Below are 18,000 nucleotides of genomic sequence, written 5' to 3'. Positions count from 1 at the left end.
CCCTTGATTATACCGAGGTTTTGTCGGCTTCCAGGTGGTAGGCGGTGACGCGCTCGACCTCGTTCTTGGAGCCCAGCACCACGCTGACGCGCTGGTGCAGTTCGGTGGGCGCGATGTCGAGGATGCGTTGGCGGCCATTGGTGGCTGCGCCGCCCGCTTGTTCCACCAGCCAGCCCATCGGGTTGGCTTCGTACATCAGGCGCAGTTTGCCGGGCTTGTGGGGTTCGCGCTTGTCCCACGGGTACATGAAGATGCCACCGCGCATGAGGATGCGATGCACGTCGGCCACCATGCTGGCGATCCAGCGCATGTTGAAGTCCTTGCCGCGCACGCCTTCTTTGCCTTGCAGGCATTCGTCCACGTAGCGCTTGACCGGGGTATCCCAGTGGCGCATGTTGCTCATGTTGATGGCAAATTCCTTGGTGTCGGCCGGGATTTGCACGTTTTCTTGCGTCAGCAGCCACACACCTTGTTCGCGGTCGAGCGTGAACATGACCACACCGCGCCCCACGGTCAGGGCCAGCGTGGTTTGCGGGCCGTAGATGCAGTAGCCCGCCGCCACTTGTTGCGCGCCCGGTTGCAGGAAGTCCTGCTCGCTGACGGGTTCGATGACGTTGGGGTCGTCGTTGGGCTTTTTGAGCACGCTGAAGATGGTGCCAATGCTGACGTTGACATCGATGTTGCTGGAGCCGTCCAGCGGATCGAACAGCAGCAGGTATTCGCCTTGCGGGTAGCGGTGGGGGATGGGGTGGATGGTGTCCATTTCCTCGCTGGCCATGGCGGCGAGGTGGCCACCCCATTCGTTGGCATCGATCAGCACCTCGTTGGCGATGATGTCGAGTTTTTTCTGGACTTCGCCTTGCACGTTTTCGGTGTCGGCGCTGCCCAGCACTTCGCCCAGTGCGCCTTTGTTGACGCTGATAGCGATGTGTTGGCAAGCGCGGGCCACGGTTTCGAGCAGCAGGCGCAGTTCGGCGGGCAGGGCACCTTGGGTGCGCTGCTGTTCGATCAGGTAACGGGTCAGGGTAATGGACATGGTGGTCTGTCTCAATAAAGGGTCAGTCGGCCAGCGCGCGCGTCACGACTTCGCGCACGTCGTTGCTCAGGTCGGGTTGGGCGGCCACGTGTTCAATGGCAGCACACGCGGCGCTGCGGTACGGCTCGGCCAGTTGCCGCCAGCGGTCCAGCGCGCGCGCCAGACGGGCGGCCACTTGGGGGTTGAAGGCGTTGATGGCCAGCACGTGGTCGCGCCAGAAGGTGTAACCGGCCCCGTCGGCGCGGTGGAATGCGCCGGGGTTGGCGTTGCAGTAGCTGAAGATCAAGCTGCGTGCGCGGTTGGGGTTTTTGATGTGGAAGTCGGGGTGCGTCAGCAGTTGCTGCACCATGGGCAGGATATGGCCGCCGTGGTCGGGTGCGCCGGCTTGCAGCGCAAACCATTTGTCCAGCACGAGTTCTTCGCGCTGGAAGCGGGCGTGGAAGCGTTCCAGTGCCGCAGTGGCCAGTTCGTGTCCGCTGCTCACCAGCGCGCTCAACGACTGGAAGCGGTCGGTCATGTTGCCCGCGTCTTTGACGCGTTGGTAGGCTTTGCCGGGCCAGACCGGATCGCCGCTGTGGCGTGCCGCCAGACACAGCATGTGCAAGGCCAGCCCCACCAGCGCGCGGCGGCCACTGGAGACGGGATCGGGCCGGTAAGCGCCGTTGTCGTGGTGGCTCTCGAAGGTGTGTGCCCAGTCGGTCTGCAAGGCGGTGGCCAGTTGCAGGCGCATGGCTTCGCGCACGGCGTGGATGCGTTGCGGATCGACCATGTCGAGTTGTTCGGCGATGTAGGTCTCGCTGGGCAGGGTCAGCACCAGTTCCTTGAACGCGGCATCGAGTTGCGGTGCTTGCAGCACAGCGCGCATGGCATCCATGTAGGCGCTGTCCAGCGGTTCGGTCGGCACGTCGCCGTCGGCTTGGATGGCGGCCAGTGCCAGACGCAGGGCCAGGCGTTGTCCGGCTTCCCAACGGTTGAAGGCATCGCTGTCGTGGGCCAGCAGGGTCAGCAGTTCGGCATCGGTGTAGGCGTGTTGCAGGACGACCGGGGCGCTGAAGCCGCGCAGGATCGAGGGCACCGGCGCGCTGGGCACGTGTTCAAACACCACGCTGGCGCTGGTGTCGCTGAGTACCACGGTGCGGGCAGTGCCGGGGATGTCTTGGCCTTGTGCGTCCAGCAGGCCCACGGCCACGGGGATGACAAATGGGGCCTTGACCGGCTGGCCGGGGCTGGGTGGGCAGCTTTGGCTCAAAGTCAGGGTGTAGGTCTGTGCGTCGGCATCGTACTCGCCTTGGCTGTGCAGGCGTGGGGTGCCGGCTTGGCTGTACCAGTGTTTGAACTGGGGCAGCAGCAGCGCGAGGTGGCTGTCGGGGTTGGCATCGGCAATGGCTTGGGCAAAGTCGTCGCAGGTCACGGCCTGGCCGTCGTGGCGCTCAAAGTACAGCCGCATGCCACGCGCAAAACCGTCGCGGCCGACCAGGGTTTGCATCATGCGCACCACTTCGGCGCCTTTTTCGTACACCGTGAGGGTGTAGAAGTTGTTGATTTCCTGGTACTGGTCGGGGCGAATGGGGTGGGCCATTGGGCCCGCGTCTTCGGCAAACTGGGCGGTGCGCAGCAACCGCACGTCCTCGATGCGCTTGACGGCGCGTGCCGATGCGCTGGCCACCATGTCCATGCTGAATTCCTGGTCGCGGAACACGGTCAGGCCTTCTTTCAGGCTCAATTGGAACCAGTCGCGGCAGGTGACGCGGTTGCCCGTCCAGTTGTGGAAGTACTCGTGTCCGACCACGCTTTCGACGTTGGCGTAGTCCACGTCGGTGGCGGTGGCGGGGTTGGCCAGCACGAACTTGGTGTTGAAGATGTTGAGGCCTTTGTTTTCCATCGCGCCCATGTTGAAGTCGCTGGTGGCGACGATCATGAAGCGTTCCAGGTCCAGCGGCAGGCCAAAGCGGGCTTCGTCCCACGCAATCGAGGCCATGAGCGAGTTCATGGCGTGTTCGGTCTTGTCCAGATCACCGGCGCGCACGTAGATTTGCAGCGTATGTTCCTGGCCGTTGCGGGCGATGATTTTTTGTTCGCGGCGCACCAGTTGGCCCGCCACCAGCGCAAACAGGTAGCAGGGTTTCTTGTGCGGATCGACCCACTTGGCGTAGTGGCGTGGGCCGTTGGGGCCGTCTTCGAGCGCACCTTCTTCCACCAAGTTGCCATTGGAGAGCAGCACCGGGTAGGTGGCTTTGTCGGCCCGCAGCGTCACGGTGTAGCTGGCCATCACGTCGGGGCGATCCAGAAAGTAGGTGATGCGGCGGAAACCTTCGGCTTCGCATTGCGTGAAGAAGGTGCCTTGGCTCACGTACAGGCCCATCAGTTGGGTGTTGCTGGCCGGGGCGCAGGTGGTGAAGATTTCAAGGTCGAACGGCTCGGTGCCTTCGGGCAGGTTTTCCAGCACCAGTTGCTGGCCGTCCAGCTTGAAGCTGGTGCCTGCGCCGTTGACCAGCACGCGGGCCAAATTCAGGTCTTCGCCGTCCAGGCGCAGGGCTTGCGCGGGCACGTCGGGGTTGCGGCGCACGCGCATCTGGTTGAGCACGCGGGTTTTGGCCGGATCGAGATCGAACGTGAGGGCCACCGAGTCGATCAGGAAAGCGGGCGCGGCGTAGTCTTCGCGCCGGATGAGGGTGGGCGCGCCTTCATGCAGAGAGTTCATCATGGGAAGGTGTCCGTTCAGGGGTGGAAGGTCGGAGCAGAGGAGGGGGCGGCCAGGTCAGCGCCGTGCTGGCCTGGGCCGCCCGCAGGCGGCGCAGCGGGTGCGTCAGACGCCCTGCTTGAGCGAGGCTTCGATGAAGGCGTCCAGGTCGCCGTCGAGCACTTTTTGCGTGGCGGAAATTTCAACGCCAGTGCGCAAGTCCTTGATGCGGCTGTTGTCCAGCACGTAGGAGCGGATCTGGTGGCCCCAGCCGACGTCGGTCTTGGTGTCTTCGAGCTTTTGCTGCTCTTCCATGCGCTTGCGCATTTCATGGTCGTACAGGCGCGAGCGCAGGCGCTGCCAGGCCAGGTCGCGGTTGCTGTGCTGGCTGCGGCTGTCCTGGCACTGCACCACGATATTGGTCGGGATGTGCGTCAGGCGCACGGCGGAGTCGGTCTTGTTGATGTGCTGACCACCGGCACCGCTGGCGCGGTAGGTGTCCACCCGCACGTCGGCGGGGTTGATGTTGATCTCGACCGAATCGTCGATTTCGGGGTACACGAACACCGACGCAAACGAGGTGTGGCGCCCGCCCGAGGAGTCGAACGGCGACTTGCGCACCAGACGGTGCACGCCGGTCTCGGTGCGCAGCAGGCCAAAGGCGTACTCGCCCTCGATCTTGATGGTGGCGCTCTTGATGCCGGCGGTGTCGCCGTCGGTCAGGTCTTCCACTGTGGCGGTGAAGCCCTTGCGTTCGGCGTAGCGCGTGTACTGGCGCAGCAGCATGCTGGCCCAGTCGCAGGCCTCGGTGCCACCCGCGCCGGCCTGGATGTCCAGGAAGCAGTTGAGCGGGTCGGCGGGCTGGTTGAACATGCGGCGGAATTCGAGCTTTTCCACGTCGGCGGCCAGGTTGTCGCCTTCGCCTTCAATGGTGAGCAGGCCGGCGTCGTCGCCGTCTTCCTTGCTCATCTCGAACAGCTCGGTGTTGTCGGCCAGTTCGCTGCTGAGGCGGTCGAGCACCAGCACCACGTCTTCCAGCAGCTTCTTTTCCTTGCCCAGGTCTTGTGCGCGTTTGGGGTTGTCCCAGACGGTGGGGTCTTCCAATGCCGCGTTGACTTCGCTCAGTTTGAGGGCTTTGGCATCGTAGTCAAAGATACCTCCGTAACTCGGCCACCCGCGCGGTCAGGTCGGTCAGGCGGTTGGAGATGGCGTTGAGGCGTTCGGCTTCCATGTTCTTGAATCTTTCGGTGTAGGTTGTCAGGCAGATGTCGGAATTCTGAGGGGGGATTTTCGCATGTTGCGCTGGAATTGCCTCAGCGTGAGTGTTCGGCCTCCCAGCCCTTGCAGGCCAGCCCGACCATGCGCGGAATCAGGTAGCGGCCAGCTTCGTAGTACGACACCATGCGCCGCGTGATGCCCAGGGCAGCGGCGGCGTCGCTCAGTGACAGGCCGTTGCGTTTGCGCCAGCGTGTGAATTCGCTCACGGGGGTGGCATCGCCCGCTTGTTCACGCGCCATGCGCCACAGGGTGTCGGTACCGATTTCGATGCCGCTGGGCCACAGCAGCGACCACCCGTCCTCACCCACTTGCACGGCGGCAAAGGTGGGGGCGTTGTCCAGCGGTTCCAGCCCGGCCAGATCGGCCATGAGGGCCGACAAGTCCACCTGGTCGGTTTTGCCGTTGATCCAGGTGATGGCCACGATCTGATCAACCGTGTGGGCTACCGCGCTGATGTTGGGGTCTTTCACGGCTGCAGGTGGGCCTCGATCAGCGTGGCCACGGCAGCGGGTTGGTCGTGGTGCAGCATGTGGCCCGCGTCGGGCACCACGGCGGTGCGGCAGTTGGGCACGGTGTGCAGGCGGGTGTGGTAATCGGCCAGGGTGTATTCGCCGTGCGGGTACCAGTGGCGCAGGCTGTCGGTGTCGGCTTCGATGGCCAGCACCGGGGCGGTGATGTGCTGGTACAGGGCCAGGGTCTCGTCGGCGCGGTAGAGGTGGGCGCTGCGGGTCTTGTGGGCCGGGTCGCCCAGAATGTGCCATTGGCCGCTGGCGTCGGGGGCGGCCCAGTGCTGGGCCAGCCAGGCGGCGCGGTCGGGGTGCAGGCGCGGGTTGGTTTTCATCAGGCGGCGGGCCACGCCGTCGGCATCGGGGTAGGGGCGCAGGGTTTTGCCACCTTGATGCAGGGTTTTGAGGTCGTCGAGCCAACGCGTGTATTGCCGGGGCGCTTGTACGGGACGGGTGGCAGGCAGGCCAAAGCCTTCCAAATTGACGGCGCGGCGCACGCGCTGGGGCCGAATGCCGGCGTAGGCCATCACGACGTTGCCGCCCATGCTGTGTCCGACCAGATCGAACGGCGCGTCGGCATTGCGTCCCAGTTGGGCGTTGAGGTGATCCAGCACAAAATCCAAGTCGGCCAAGTAGTCGGCAAACAGGTAGTGGTCGCCGTGGCCCCAGGGTTGGGGGCCGTGCGGGTCGGTATTCTGTGGGCGGGTCAGGCCAAAGCCGCGCCAGTCGGGGGCGATGATGTGGCGCGGCTGCACCAGCGCATCCACCACAAACTGGAACGAGGCGGACACATCCATCCAACCGTGCAGCATCAGCAGCGGCAGGGCATCAGGTTGTGGCGTGCCCCAGTGGCGCAGGTGGTAGCGGTGGTGGCGAATGGGTGCCCATTCGCTGCGGGAAGGAAGGCGGGGGCAATACATGGCGGACAGGGTGAGGTTGGACGGGGCACAGCGGTGGCTGGCGCTTAAACTTGCCGCATTTTGCAGAAAACCCACGACAGGAGCCGTTGTGAACATGAAAACCGTGACCTTGGGCCAGAGCACGCTGGCCGTGACCCCCATTTGCCTGGGCACCATGACGTTTGGCGAACAGGTGGCGCAGGCCGATGCCCACGCCATCCTCGACCGCGCGGTGGAGCGCGGCGTGAATTTCATCGACACCGCCGAGATGTATTCGGTGCCCGCCCGTGCCGAGACCTACGGGGCCAGCGAAACCATCATCGGTGATTGGCTGGCCAGCCGCCCTGGATTGCGCCAAAAAGTGGTGCTGGCGACCAAGGTGGCCGGGCCGTCGCGCGGCATGCCGTGGATACGTGGTGACTTTGCCGGTTTGAGCCGGGCCGAAATTTTGTCGGCGTGCGACGGCAGTTTGCGCCGCCTGCAAACCGATGTGATCGATCTGTACCAAATCCACTGGCCAGCGCGCAATGCGCCCATGTTTGGCGACCAGTATTTCAACCCGGCCAAGGAGCGTGCCTGTGCTTCCATCCACGAACAGTTGGAGACGCTGGCCGAGCTGGTGCGCGCGGGCAAGGTGCGCGCGGTGGGGCTGTCCAACGAGACACCGTATGGTGTCCACGAGTTTGTGCGTCTGGCCGAGCAGCACGGCTTGCCGCGCGTGGTGTCGGTGCAAAACGCGTACTGCCTCATCAACCGTGCGGTGGAAAACGCGCTGGATGAAACCTTGCACCGCTTGGGCGTATCGCTGCTGGCGTATTCCCCGCTGGGGTTTGGCACTTTGACCGGTAAGTACGATGCGACGGGCATGCTACCTTCCACTGCGCCCGAGGCGGGCCGCATGGCGCTGTACGAATCCATGCGCAAGCAACGCTGGGGCCGGGTGGATGCGTTGTCGGCGGCCAAACGCTACAACGCGCTGGCCCGCCAGCACGGGCTGACCCCGACCCAGTTGGCACTGGCATTTTGTTACACCAAGTGGCAGGTGGCCAGCACCATCATCGGCGTGACCACCGTGGCGCAACTCGATGAATGTCTGGACGCTTGGGGTACCACGTTGTCGCCCGAACTGTTGCAAGCCATCGACGACATCCGCTGGCAAATGCGCGATCCGGCGCTGTGAACAGGACACATTTATGAGCGATTATTTGCCTGTGCTGGCCGCCGTGGTGGCGTACTTGATTGGTTCGCTGTCGTTTGCCGTGATCGTGAGCCGCGTGATGGGGCTGCACGACCCGCGCTCCTACGGCAGCAAGAACCCCGGTGCCACCAACGTGCTGCGTTCCGGCAACAAAAAAGCGGCGGCGGTGACGCTGCTGCTGGATGCGGTGAAGGGCTGGTTGCCCACGTGGTGGGTGGCGCACTGGGGTGCGGGCTATGGTCTGGGCGAAGGTGCGCTGGCGCTGGTGGCGCTGGCGGCATTTTTGGGCCACTTGTACCCGGTGTTTTTCCGCTTTCAGGGTGGCAAGGGCGTAGCCACGGCGGCGGGGGTGTTGATCGGCTTGCAGCCCCTGCTGGGGTTGGCCACGGCGCTGGTGTGGATCGGCATGGCCGTGGGGTTGCGTTACTCGTCGCTGGCCGCGCTGACGGCGGCGCTGTTTGCCCCCAGTTTCTTGCTGCTGGCCAACGGCAGCCTGTGGCAGGTGGCCCCCACCGTGGTGCTGGCCACGGCGGTGATGAGCTTGTTGCTGCTGTGGCGGCACCGGGGCAACATCAACCGCTTGCTGGCGGGGCAGGAGAGCAAAATCGGCAGCAAGAAGGGGTGATGTGCATATCAAGGGGGCGTTTCAGATTTGAAGCTACCCCTTCATGTTTCAGGTGAAATAAGCATTAAGGCTGCCACATGTTGGCAATGTCAATTGCTCATTCCATAAGCAAAATGGTAGCACCCACAAGCGCAAGCCCGATGACTTCGGGAAATTGAACACGGGCAACGCTTTATCGAAAAGATCAGTCTTTGGATAGATCAGCACCACATCGCCAGAACTGTCGAGGTAGTTCTGGCCATAGGCGTATAACTGGTAAAAATCAGCTTGATGAAGCCCGTACTTGTCCGAGCCTGTGGCCTGCTGGCTGTTGATTAGCTTCCACTTGGTGTCCAACACCAAGCGATTTACTTTCGATGCCTGCACCAGCAAATCGGGTTTGAGGTAGAACCAATCTTTCTCGAGATGCCTGACCAGCGACAGACTGCGAGCCTGCGTACGAAGCATGAATTCCGGCCCAAGTTGTCGGGCAATGTGCTTGGCGACGAAGGCTTCGAAGACCGCCTCCATCGGAAACAGCAAAGATGGCGCACGGTGGCCGCCTGCGCCGGTGAGTGGTGATTCATTTTCCAGAATCAATCGCGCCCACGCCAGTGCCCCGTCGTAATGGGCCATGCTGCGATCCAAACGGATTCGCTGGAAATCCAGTGCAGGATGCTGTGATGCAGACACCTCGGCAAACACAAAGCACAGCTCGCGTGCCAGTTGCTGATGAGGTTGCGAGCCGGTCCAAGCCAGCGCGCGCCGCAATGCCGCGTGCAACAGTCGGTTTTCTGGTCGGTCAGGTGAAAATTCATCGAACTCGGCAAAGAAGCGATCACGACGACACAGGTTGCGTTGCAGGTGCGTTGCCATCTGCAATTTGCCGCGCAAGGCAAACAGGTTGCCTTGCCGCGATTTGTAATCACTGCGCAGGCCGCGCTTGACGAGGTGCTCCACCGCGCGCAGAAATTCACCGATGAACACTTCGAGCAACGGCATCCGAGTTGCAACCAGTTGGGCGCTGTCGGTCTGGATATGGCGAAAACCACCCAAGCAGCGAAGCATTTTAATCAGCAGCTGACGCGCCTCAATATCCCCGCCGCCGATAGCCTTGGCGACTTTGGGTAGCACTTCGATCTGGTACCCATCCGGTGCCCGGATCACCCCCACGAAACTGGTCACCTGTACGGCCCGCCGACCTTGCCGTTGAGACAGTCTCAGCCATGCGGTTCCGCCTGCTTCGGCCAATTTCAGGGCCTGCGATTCCAGCCAAGCAAACACCGGCGGCGGCACCGAACGCAGACCTACGGCATCGGGTACGCCGGCAGCATCAGAAGTCAGCGCATCAAATTCGTAGACCGTGGTGCCAGCCATTTGTCCACCTTCAAGACAGGGGCTGGTAGATGCCAATGTACGCGTCAGGGTTGGTAAACGCTGGCGGCTGCGGTTGATAGCGGCGTTTGGTGGCGTAGCTGTCTAGGCTGTGGTTGTTGCCGAACAAGTCACTCAAGTTCTGTTCGTGGGCCTCGCTTTCTGTAATGAACTGGGCTGGCTCGGGTTTCTGGTTGTCGCCCAGCATCAGCCGAATTTTGTGCCAATCTTCAAAGAAGTATTCCTCCAGCAAGGGCATGATGCGATTGCGGAAGATGTCGGCCAATTTTTCAAAACGGACATTGCCATCAGCTATATTTGCCAACAGCTTGAAATAAGCATGGCCAATGCAGTGGTCGCGGTCGTACAAGGCTTCGATGCGTTCGTTGATGCGTTCCAGCATCCGCCGCACATCAATCGCACCGTTCGCCGTGGTGACCACCAAGCCTGCCAGTGGTGCGCTGTGTGGATCAGCCGCATCTTTCTCGGCGCGGATGTCGGGCAGCAGCGGTACAAAGTCGAAGCGGCGGCGCAAGGCGGTATCCAGCAAAGCCAGCGAGCGGTCTGCCGTGTTCATTGTGCCGATGATGTCCACGTTGGCTGGTACTGAAAACTTCTCCCCCGAATAGGCCAGTGTCAGCTCGACAGGTGGCCTGCTGCCATCGAGTGGATCGCGTTTGTCTGGTTCGATCAGTGTGATCAGTTCACCAAAAATCTTGCTGATATTGCCTCGGTTGATTTCGTCGATCACCATCGCGAAGCGTTGGTTGGGAGCCTGTCTGGCCTTGCGACACAACTCCTTGAATGCGCCGGGGCGAATTTCGTACGCCACTTCGCCCGCGTCGGCGGCATCATTTAAAACTGGGCGCAATCCCTCAACAAATTCTTCGTAGCCGTAGGATTGATGGAAGGTCACGAAGCTGTAGCACTGCACGGTGGCTGTACCGTGTTGGCCAGCTTTAAGTTGATCGACCAGTGAGATCAAGTCTGCACAAGCATCAGGCCACTCACCAGCGAATTGCCAAAATGAGTCAGCTGTTTTGTCAAATATAGCTGGCCCCATGCGGAGTTTTGTATTGACAGTGACGGATGAGTCAATCGTATGGTGCTGTAGCGTACCCCATAAGGTTTGTTTGATTCCTTGACTTCGGTTTTTGGCATTTGCGATAGCACGGACAAAAGGGTGCTCTGCAATGTCGGCTACTTTGGCTTTGCCATCGAGGTCATACAACGCAGCAGCAACACCTTCCCACCACTTCAAAACTGCGATTTTTTCAGCAATTATCTGGCTGCGCCATTCTTCCGCAGAGATGGACATAGCCTGCAACTCGTAATCGCGCTTGAGCAGTTGCATCAGTGTGTAGGTTTTCCCGGTGCCGGGTGGGCCGTAGTAGATGCGGTTGAAGCAGGTGCTTGTGGACATATTGTGGGTCTCAATCGTTGTAAGCGACGGTGGTTGTTCGACCTCCTCCAGATTCACTGCTTTCCACACCTCTTCCCCGAACTCCAGAATGCCGAGTTCAAGCGAACGTTTGGCCAACGTCGCTTTTTGTAAACTGGCCATGCTCTGTTTTACGGTACTACCAACGCACGCTGCAAGCCACTTACTTTTGAAAATGTTTACGATTGTTGGGTTTGTGCGGTCTTGGTAGTGGAAGGCAATTTTCCATTTGAAGACCTCGCCTAGACCTGATAGTGATTCAATATTATCAATCTTACCTTTAGCTGCCCATTGCGCGACTTGAACTATAGAGCAGCGTACCTGCTCAAAGGCTACTTCTGCCGTTTCGCCCAGCGATGTAAGCCAGCCGTGGGTGGGCGAGTAGGAGCGGGTGTTATCGTTTTCTCTGTGTTCAGTGTTCCTCCGGGAATAAACGCCGAACTTGAACGATGATCCGCCCCAGATGCTGCCCATCTTGTCAAGACGCGATTCGATCCAGTAGGTGAAGCTGTCTTGTGACCCCGCGAGGCTGTATTCATCCAACGTCATTGATTCCAAGCGGGAGACAGGCCACTTCGATAGAAACTTATCCCACAAGGCGTACTGTTCTTGAAAATTGACCATAGTTACTGCTTTTTCATGAAGTTTTGAACGCTTGTGGGAGCGTGCGGGGTCACTCAGTCAGGTTCAGTCGCGGAAGTTGTCGTAGCCCAGTGGCAGCTCGCTCATCTCTTTGCGGATGAGGGCCATCGCGGCTTGCAGGTCGTCGCGCTTGGCACCGGTAACGCGCACTTTGCCGTCTTGGATGGCGGCTTGCACTTTCATTTTGCTGGCCTTGATGGCTTGCTGGATTTTTTTGCCGTCTTCGGTGCTGATGCCGTTGCGCACCTTGAGCACTTGCTTGACCTTGTCACCGCCGATTTTTTCGACCTTGCCCGCGTCCAGGAAGCGCACATCGACCTTGCGTTTGGTGAGCTTGTTGCGCAGGATGTCGTCGATTTGCTGCAACTGGAAGTCGCTGTCGCCGATCAGGGTGATGTCCTTGTCCTTGAGTTCCAAGGTGGCGCTGGTGCCTTTGAAGTCGAAGCGGGTGCCGATTTCTTTGAGGGTTTGTTCGACGGCGTTCTTGACTTCGACCATGTCGGCTTCGAGGGTGGTGTCAAAGGAAGGCATACGTTGATCCTTGAGAAAGTTGGATAGGGTGGTAAAAGGGGTGGGGCGGTGCCTGTGTGTGGCCCCGCTGCACGGCGTGCAGGCCTGAAAGCGGCGCTGGCGGTGCGACAATGCGCTGATGTTAGTCGAGAAAAACGTGGCGTTGCAGCCCTTCAATACTTTTGGCATCGCAGCCCGCGCCGCGCGGTTGGCGCGCATCCGTTCTGAGCTTGAGCTGGAAGCCCTGATCCGCCACCCGGACTGGCGCGCGGACGATGTGCTGGTGCTGGGGGGTGGGAGCAATCTGGTGCTGACCGGCGATGTCAAGCGCCTGGTGCTCAAGGTGGAGATACTGGGCCGCCGTTTGGTGCAGGAAACCGATAAGGGTTACTTGGTGGAAGCCGGTGCGGGCGAAAGCTGGCACCAGTTTGTGGCTTGGACGCTGACGCAAGGCTGGCCGGGGCTGGAGAACATGGCGCTGATTCCGGGCACGGTGGGCGCGTCGCCCGTGCAGAACATCGGCGCTTACGGCGTGGAGCTGCAAGACCGTTTCCATTCGCTGGACGCGATGGATCTGGAAACGGGGGCCCCCTTCAGTTTGGAGGCGGCGCAGTGCGGTTTTGGCTACCGCGATTCGGTGTTCAAGCACGTGCCGCCCGCTGGTGGTGGTTATGGGTTGGCGGGGCGGGCACTCATCACGCGGGTGCGCTTCTGGTTGCCCAAGCCGTGGCGGCCAGTGCTGGGGTATTTGGACTTGGAGCGCAAGATGGCCGAAACCGGTATCAGCGTGCCCACCGCGCAGCAGGTGTTTGACTGGATCTGTGCCATTCGGCGTGCCAAGTTGCCCGACCCGGCCCAGATCGGCAATGCGGGCAGTTTTTTCAAGAATCCGACCGTCACGCCCGAGCAGTGCGCCGACATCATAGGCCGCGACCCCAAGGTGGTGCATTACCCCATGCCCGATGGCAGCATCAAGCTGGCCGCCGGTTGGCTGATTGATGCCTGTGGCTGGAAAGGCAAAACCGTGGGCCATGCCGGTGTGTACGACAAACAGGCTTTGGTGTTGGTGAACCGGGGCGATGCCGAGCACCCCTGCACGGGCGGTGAGGTGATGACGTTGGCCCGTGCGATCCAGACCAGTGTGTACGAGCGGTTCGGTATTCGGCTGGAACCTGAACCCGTGGTGGTGTGAGCATGGCCACTCGTCGCTTGTTTGATACCCGTTCTGCGGCGCCACGCCGCTGGTGGTTGCGGCTGGCCTGGGCCGTGCTGGTGGTGGCGTTATTGCTGGTGCTGGGCCCGCGCAACCGCTTTGGCCCCGAGGCCCCGGCCCCGCGCGCCGCGCCGCCCGCCAACCTGCTGGAGCTGGACGCCTGGCTGGCGCACAGCGAGGCGGCGTACCCCGACATCCGGCCCGGCACCGCCAAGGGCGTGGTCTGGCACGGTGCGGTGGGGCAGCGCACGCCGTGGGCGGTGGTGTATTTGCACGGGTTCTCGGCCTCGCGGCTGGAGCTGTCGCCATTGCCGGATCTGGTGGCACGCCACCTTGGGGCCAACCAGTTCTACACCCGTTTGGTGGGCAATGGCCGCACGGGCGAAGCGATGGGGGAGGCCACCGTGCAGGACTGGCTGGCCGATGCGGTGGAGGCGGTGCGCATTGGCCGCCAACTGGGCGACAAGGTGTTGGTCATTGGTACGTCCACCGGCGGCACGCTGGGCACTTGGCTGGCCATGCGGCCCGAAGGCGATGGCGTGAGCGCCTATGTGCTGGTGTCACCCAACTTTGGGCCGAAGGACAAACGCTCCGAACTCATCAACGGCCCGTGGGGCCAGCAGCTGGCGCTGGCGCTGGAGGGCGAGATGCGCGGTGAAGTGTCCACCGACCCCCAGGAGGCGCAGGGCTGGACGGGGCGTTACGCCACCCGTGCGCTGTTCCCCATGATGGCGCTGGTCGAGCGTGTGCGAGAGAGCGACCTGTCGCGCTTCAAGACCCCGGTGCTGGTGCTGTACTCGCAGCGTGACCAGACCGTGGATCCCGCTGAAATTGAGGTGGCGTTTGCGCGCATCGGCAGCCCGAATAAGACGCTGGAGGCTGTCACGTACAGCGAATCGGTGGGCCAGCACATTTTGGCAGGCGACATCCGTGCCCCCAAGGCGACCGCGCCGATGGCCGAACGCATCAACCGCTGGCTGGACGCATTGCCACCAGCAGCATTCTGAACCGGCGCGGCTGGCGTTATAGTGGCTGGTCTCCAGCCCTGAAAGGCCCCCGCCGTGTCCTTGCCCGCCGATAGTGTTGTTACCGATGACTTTCAGTCGCCCGCGCCCCTCACGCCGGGCTTGATCACCCTGCACGGCAACCGGCTGGATTGGCTGGCCCACGCCGTGATGCAGTGGCTGGCCCAGCACCCGCTGGCCCCGCTGGAGCAAGAGGTGGTGCTGGTGCAAAGCAACGGCATTGCCGAGTGGTTCAAGATGGAAATGGCCGCCACCACGGGCGTGTGTGCGGCCACGCGGGTGGAGCTGCCCAGCCGCTTTTTGTGGCGCACCTACCGCCAGGTGCTGGGCGCGGCGGCGGTGCCGCGCGATTCGCCGCTGGACAAGATCCCCATGACGTGGCGGCTGATGAAAGTGCTGCCCGGCCTGCTGGAGCTGCCCGACTTTGCGCCCGTGCGCGGCTACCTCAAGCCCGAGGAGCCTGAGCGCCACTTGCAGCTGGCCGTCCGGCTGGCCGACTTGTTCGACCAGTACCAGAACTACCGCGCCGACTGGTTGCAGGCCTGGCACCAAGGGCGCGACGTGCTGATCGGCCACAACGGCGTGGAAGCGCCGGTGCCCGCCGAGCAACGCTGGCAGCCGCTGCTGTGGCGTGCCGTGCTGGCCACGCTGGAGCCCGGGCGCGAGCAAGCGATCCGGCCCTATTTGCACCAGAAAGTGCTGCAGCGCCTGCAACAGCCGGATGCGGATTACACCGGCCGCGTGGCGCGCCGGGTGGTGGTGTTTGGCATGAGCCACATGCCGTGGTCTACGTTGCAAGTGCTGGCGGCGTTGAGCCGCTACACCCAGGTGCTGCTGGCGGTGCCCAACCCGTGCCGCTACTACTGGGGCGACATCATGGATGGGCGCGAGCTGTTTCGCAGTCAGCGTCAGCGCCAGACCCCGCGCGCGGGCCAGGCGCTGGCGGCGGTGCCGTTGCAGGACATGCACCACCACGCCCACCCGCTGCTGGCGGCCTGGGGGCGGCAGGGGCGCGATTTCATCCGGCTGTTGGATGAGTTCGACGATGCCGCGCAAACGCGCAAAGATTTTCCGGCCCTCAAGATCGACCTGTTTGACGAGGACGACAGCGACGACGCGACACCGATGCTGTTGCAGGTGCAGCGCCTCATCCGCGATTTGGAACCCTTGCCCTTGCCGGGCGATGCCGCCGTTGTGCCACGGCCCTTGCCCGTTCACGACCGTTCCATCACCTTCCACGTGGCGCACAGCCGCGTGCGGGAGCTGGAAATCCTGCACGACCAGCTGCTGCACTTGCTGGATCCGGCCCATGCCCCAGCCGGTGTGTCGCCTTTGCAACCGCGTGATGTGGTGGTGATGGTGCCCGACATCGAGCAGATGGCGCCCGCCATCCGCGCCGTGTTCGACCAGCATAAGCGCAACGACCCGCGCCATATTCCCTACGACATTGCCGACGTGAGCGCCAAATCCAGCAGCCCGCTGATTCTGGCGCTGGAGTGGTTGCTGAAGCTGCCGCGCCAACGCTGTGGCATGAGCGAGCTGGTGGACGTGCTGGAAGTGCCCGCCGTGGCCGCACGTTTTGGCATCGACAACGCCGATCTGCCCACGCTGACGCAGTGGATGGAGGGTGCGGGCATCCGCTGGGGCTTGAACGAAGCGCACCGTCAGGCGCTGGGGCTGGGCGCATGCGGCGACCAAAACAGCGCCTGGTTCGGCCTGCAACGCATGTTGCTGGGCTATGCGGTGGGCGATGCGGCGCTGGACTTGAACACCACCGGCACGCCGTGGCAACACATTGCCCCGTACGCCGAAGTGGGCGGGCTGGACGCCGAGCTGGCGGGCGGCCTGGCCCACCTGTTGCGCACGCTGATGGACTGGGTGGCGCAAACCGCCCGCACCGCCACGCCCCTGCTGTGGGCCGAACGTGCGCGCACGTTGCTGGACGCGCTGTTTCTGGCCACCGACGACACCGACCGCGCCGTGCTGGGCCTGCTGGAGGACGGCTTGGCCACGTGGCTGCAAGCCTGCGAACAGGCCCGCTTTGACGAACCATTGCCGTTGGCCGATTTTGCCCAAGCGTGGCTGGAGGCGATTGAAGTGCCGTCGCTGGAGCACAAGTTCCGCGCAGGCGGGGTCACCTTTTGCACCCTGATGCCGATGCGTGCGGTACCGTTCGAGGTGGTGTGCCTGCTGGGCATGAACGACGGCGACTACCCGCGCCGCACCCTGTACAGCGATTTCGATTTGATGCGCCAGAAGGGGCAGTACCGCCCCGGCGACCGTTCGCGCCAGTACGACGACCGCCAGCTCATGCTGGAGGCCTTGCTGTCGGCGCGGCGCGCGCTTTACATCGGCTGGAGCGGGCGCAGCGTGCGCGACAACACCGAACAGCCGCCGTCGGTGCTGGTGTCGCAACTGCGCGATTACTTGGGCGCGCTGTGGGGCGAGGACGCGATCCAGCAACGCACCACGGAGCACCCGCTGCAACCTTTCAGCCGACGTTACTTTGAGCATGACTCCGCGCTGGCCACCTACGCGCACGAATGGCGCAATCTGCACAGTACCGCTGGCGATACAGGCGATGAAGGCGAAACCCCCGCCACGCTGATGCCGCAACCCGTGCCGCCGCTGCCTGCGTTCGTGCCCGACCCCGAGGTGCCGCTGACCTTCCAGCGCCTGGACTGGTTTCTGCGCAACCCGGTGAAGGCGTTCTTCCGCGACCGCTTTGCCATCGCGTTTGAGCGGGACGAGGAACCCGACGCCGACGTGGAGCCGTTCCAGATCGACGGCCTGGAGCGGTACCAGCTGCTGCAGCAACAAACCGGCGCCTGGCCGGCGGGCCTGGATGCGTCGGGCCTGAAGGCGCACGTGCAACGCGCGCTGGAGCGCCAGCGCCTGGCCGGGGCGTTGCCGGTCAAAGCGTTGGGCGAGTGCGAGCAGGCCGAACTGGGCACCGTGCTGGACGCCATGGCCGAGGCCTGGCACCAGGCCCAGTGCGATTACCCCCGGCCTGCGCCGCGTTTGGCGGTGCGCTACCAGTATCAGGACGTGGTGCTGGAGGACTGGGTGGACGGGCTGCACCTTTCCGATGCTGGCGCCGACACCCCGGTCTGGCTGGTGTTGCAGGCCAGCAAGTGGCTGGACAAGAAGGGCGAGCCACGCCCCGACAAGCTGCTGCCGCTGTGGCTGCGCTTGCTGGGCGCGGCGGCGCTGGGCCAGCCCGTGGGTGCGCGCGCCGTGGGGCAGGACGCGTGGCTCGATATCCGCCCCATGCCCATCGACACCGCCCAGGCCCAGCTGGGCATGGTGCTGGAGGCCTGGCGGGCAGGCATGCAGCGGCCGCTGCCCGTGCCCCTGAAAACCGCGCTGGCGCTGGCGCCCGACCCCGGCAGCCCCACCAAGGCACGCACCGCTTACGAAGGCGACAGCTTCGGCGCGGGCCTCCAGCCCGAAGGGGCCGAGCCCTGCCTGGCGCGCCAGTACCCCGACTTTTTTGCCTTGGCGCATGATGGCCAGCTGGCCGACTGGGCGAAGCGGCTCTACGTCCCGCTGCTGGACTGGGCCAAGAGCCACGTCACGCCCCACGCTTATTGA

General features: G+C 63.0%; 13 protein-coding genes. 5 read left to right on the top strand and 8 right to left on the bottom strand.

All coding sequences use genetic code 11. The features are described from left to right. Positions 1 to 7: 7 nt before the first annotated feature. The 5 genes from CON76_RS01120 to CON76_RS01100 form a co-directional block, all read right to left on the bottom strand. A complete protein-coding gene (locus CON76_RS01120; protein WP_101101257.1) occupies positions 8 to 1,036 on the bottom strand; it encodes a class 1 fructose-bisphosphatase in 1,029 nt (342 codons plus the stop codon). A 22-nt stretch (positions 1,037 to 1,058) separates the two neighbouring features. Then, positions 1,059 to 3,740: an aminopeptidase N gene (pepN, locus tag CON76_RS01115; protein ID WP_420812873.1), complete on the bottom strand. Its 2,682-nt coding sequence runs from the start codon at positions 3,738 to 3,740 to the stop codon at positions 1,059 to 1,061. A 102-nt stretch (positions 3,741 to 3,842) separates the two neighbouring features. Beyond that, a protein-coding gene (gene prfB, locus CON76_RS01110) for a peptide chain release factor 2 (RefSeq protein ID WP_101101255.1) occupies positions 3,843 to 4,947 on the bottom strand; the annotation gives its coding sequence in 2 pieces (ribosomal slippage) (positions 3,843 to 4,865 and positions 4,867 to 4,947; 1,104 coding nt in all). A gap of 82 nt (positions 4,948 to 5,029) precedes the next feature. Beyond that, positions 5,030 to 5,464 carry a helix-turn-helix domain-containing protein gene (locus CON76_RS12985; RefSeq protein WP_169928946.1) on the bottom strand — a complete coding sequence of 145 codons (435 nt, stop codon included), beginning with the start codon at positions 5,462 to 5,464 and terminating at the stop codon, positions 5,030 to 5,032. Continuing rightward, positions 5,461 to 6,420 carry an alpha/beta fold hydrolase gene (locus CON76_RS01100; protein ID WP_101101317.1) on the bottom strand — a complete coding sequence of 320 codons (960 nt, stop codon included), beginning with the start codon at positions 6,418 to 6,420 and terminating at the stop codon, positions 5,461 to 5,463. Before CON76_RS01100 ends, CON76_RS12985 begins: the two co-directional genes overlap by 4 nt. A gap of 94 nt (positions 6,421 to 6,514) precedes the next feature. Between CON76_RS01100 and CON76_RS01095 the strand changes: the two genes are divergently transcribed. Further along, entirely contained in the window at positions 6,515 to 7,579 is a 1,065-nt protein-coding gene (locus tag CON76_RS01095; RefSeq protein ID WP_101101251.1) for an aldo/keto reductase, read from the top strand. Between the two features lie 13 nt (positions 7,580 to 7,592). Then, positions 7,593 to 8,222, top strand: coding sequence for a glycerol-3-phosphate 1-O-acyltransferase PlsY (gene plsY, locus CON76_RS01090; protein ID WP_101101249.1), 630 nt, complete (start codon positions 7,593 to 7,595; stop codon positions 8,220 to 8,222). 48 nt (positions 8,223 to 8,270) lie between these two features. On the opposite strand, the gene CON76_RS01085 is transcribed toward plsY, so the two are convergent. The 3 genes from CON76_RS01085 to CON76_RS01075 form a co-directional block, all read right to left on the bottom strand. Then, the gene (locus CON76_RS01085; RefSeq protein ID WP_101101247.1) at positions 8,271 to 9,578 is read right to left on the bottom strand and encodes an McrC family protein; all 1,308 of its coding nucleotides are present in this window, start codon (positions 9,576 to 9,578) and stop codon (positions 8,271 to 8,273) included. Between the two features lie 10 nt (positions 9,579 to 9,588). Further along, the gene (locus CON76_RS01080) at positions 9,589 to 11,640 is read right to left on the bottom strand and encodes an McrB family protein (protein ID WP_101101245.1); all 2,052 of its coding nucleotides are present in this window, start codon (positions 11,638 to 11,640) and stop codon (positions 9,589 to 9,591) included. Positions 11,641 to 11,703: 63 nt separating this feature from the next. Beyond that, positions 11,704 to 12,189 (bottom strand): YajQ family cyclic di-GMP-binding protein, encoded by a 486-nt coding sequence (locus CON76_RS01075; protein ID WP_101101243.1) that lies wholly within the window; start codon positions 12,187 to 12,189, stop codon positions 11,704 to 11,706. A 118-nt stretch (positions 12,190 to 12,307) separates the two neighbouring features. On the opposite strand from CON76_RS01075, the gene murB reads away from it, so the two are divergent. From murB to recC, 3 genes are read left to right on the top strand one after another with little or no spacing between them, the layout of a single operon-like run. After that, positions 12,308 to 13,360: a UDP-N-acetylmuramate dehydrogenase gene (murB, locus tag CON76_RS01070; protein WP_101101242.1), complete on the top strand. Its 1,053-nt coding sequence runs from the start codon at positions 12,308 to 12,310 to the stop codon at positions 13,358 to 13,360. Positions 13,361 to 13,362: 2 nt separating this feature from the next. Further along, complete coding sequence (locus tag CON76_RS01065) at positions 13,363 to 14,388, top strand: alpha/beta hydrolase (protein ID WP_101101240.1); 1,026 nt, start codon at positions 13,363 to 13,365, stop codon at positions 14,386 to 14,388. Between the two features lie 54 nt (positions 14,389 to 14,442). Next, positions 14,443 to 18,000 carry an exodeoxyribonuclease V subunit gamma gene (gene recC, locus CON76_RS01060; RefSeq protein WP_240592702.1) on the top strand — a complete coding sequence of 1,186 codons (3,558 nt, stop codon included), beginning with the start codon at positions 14,443 to 14,445 and terminating at the stop codon, positions 17,998 to 18,000.

Source organism: Macromonas bipunctata, assembly GCF_002837135.1.
GTDB classification, from domain to species: Bacteria; Pseudomonadota; Gammaproteobacteria; order Burkholderiales; family Burkholderiaceae_C; genus Macromonas_A; species Macromonas_A bipunctata.
This window is presented reverse-complemented; position numbering and strand designations above follow the sequence as displayed.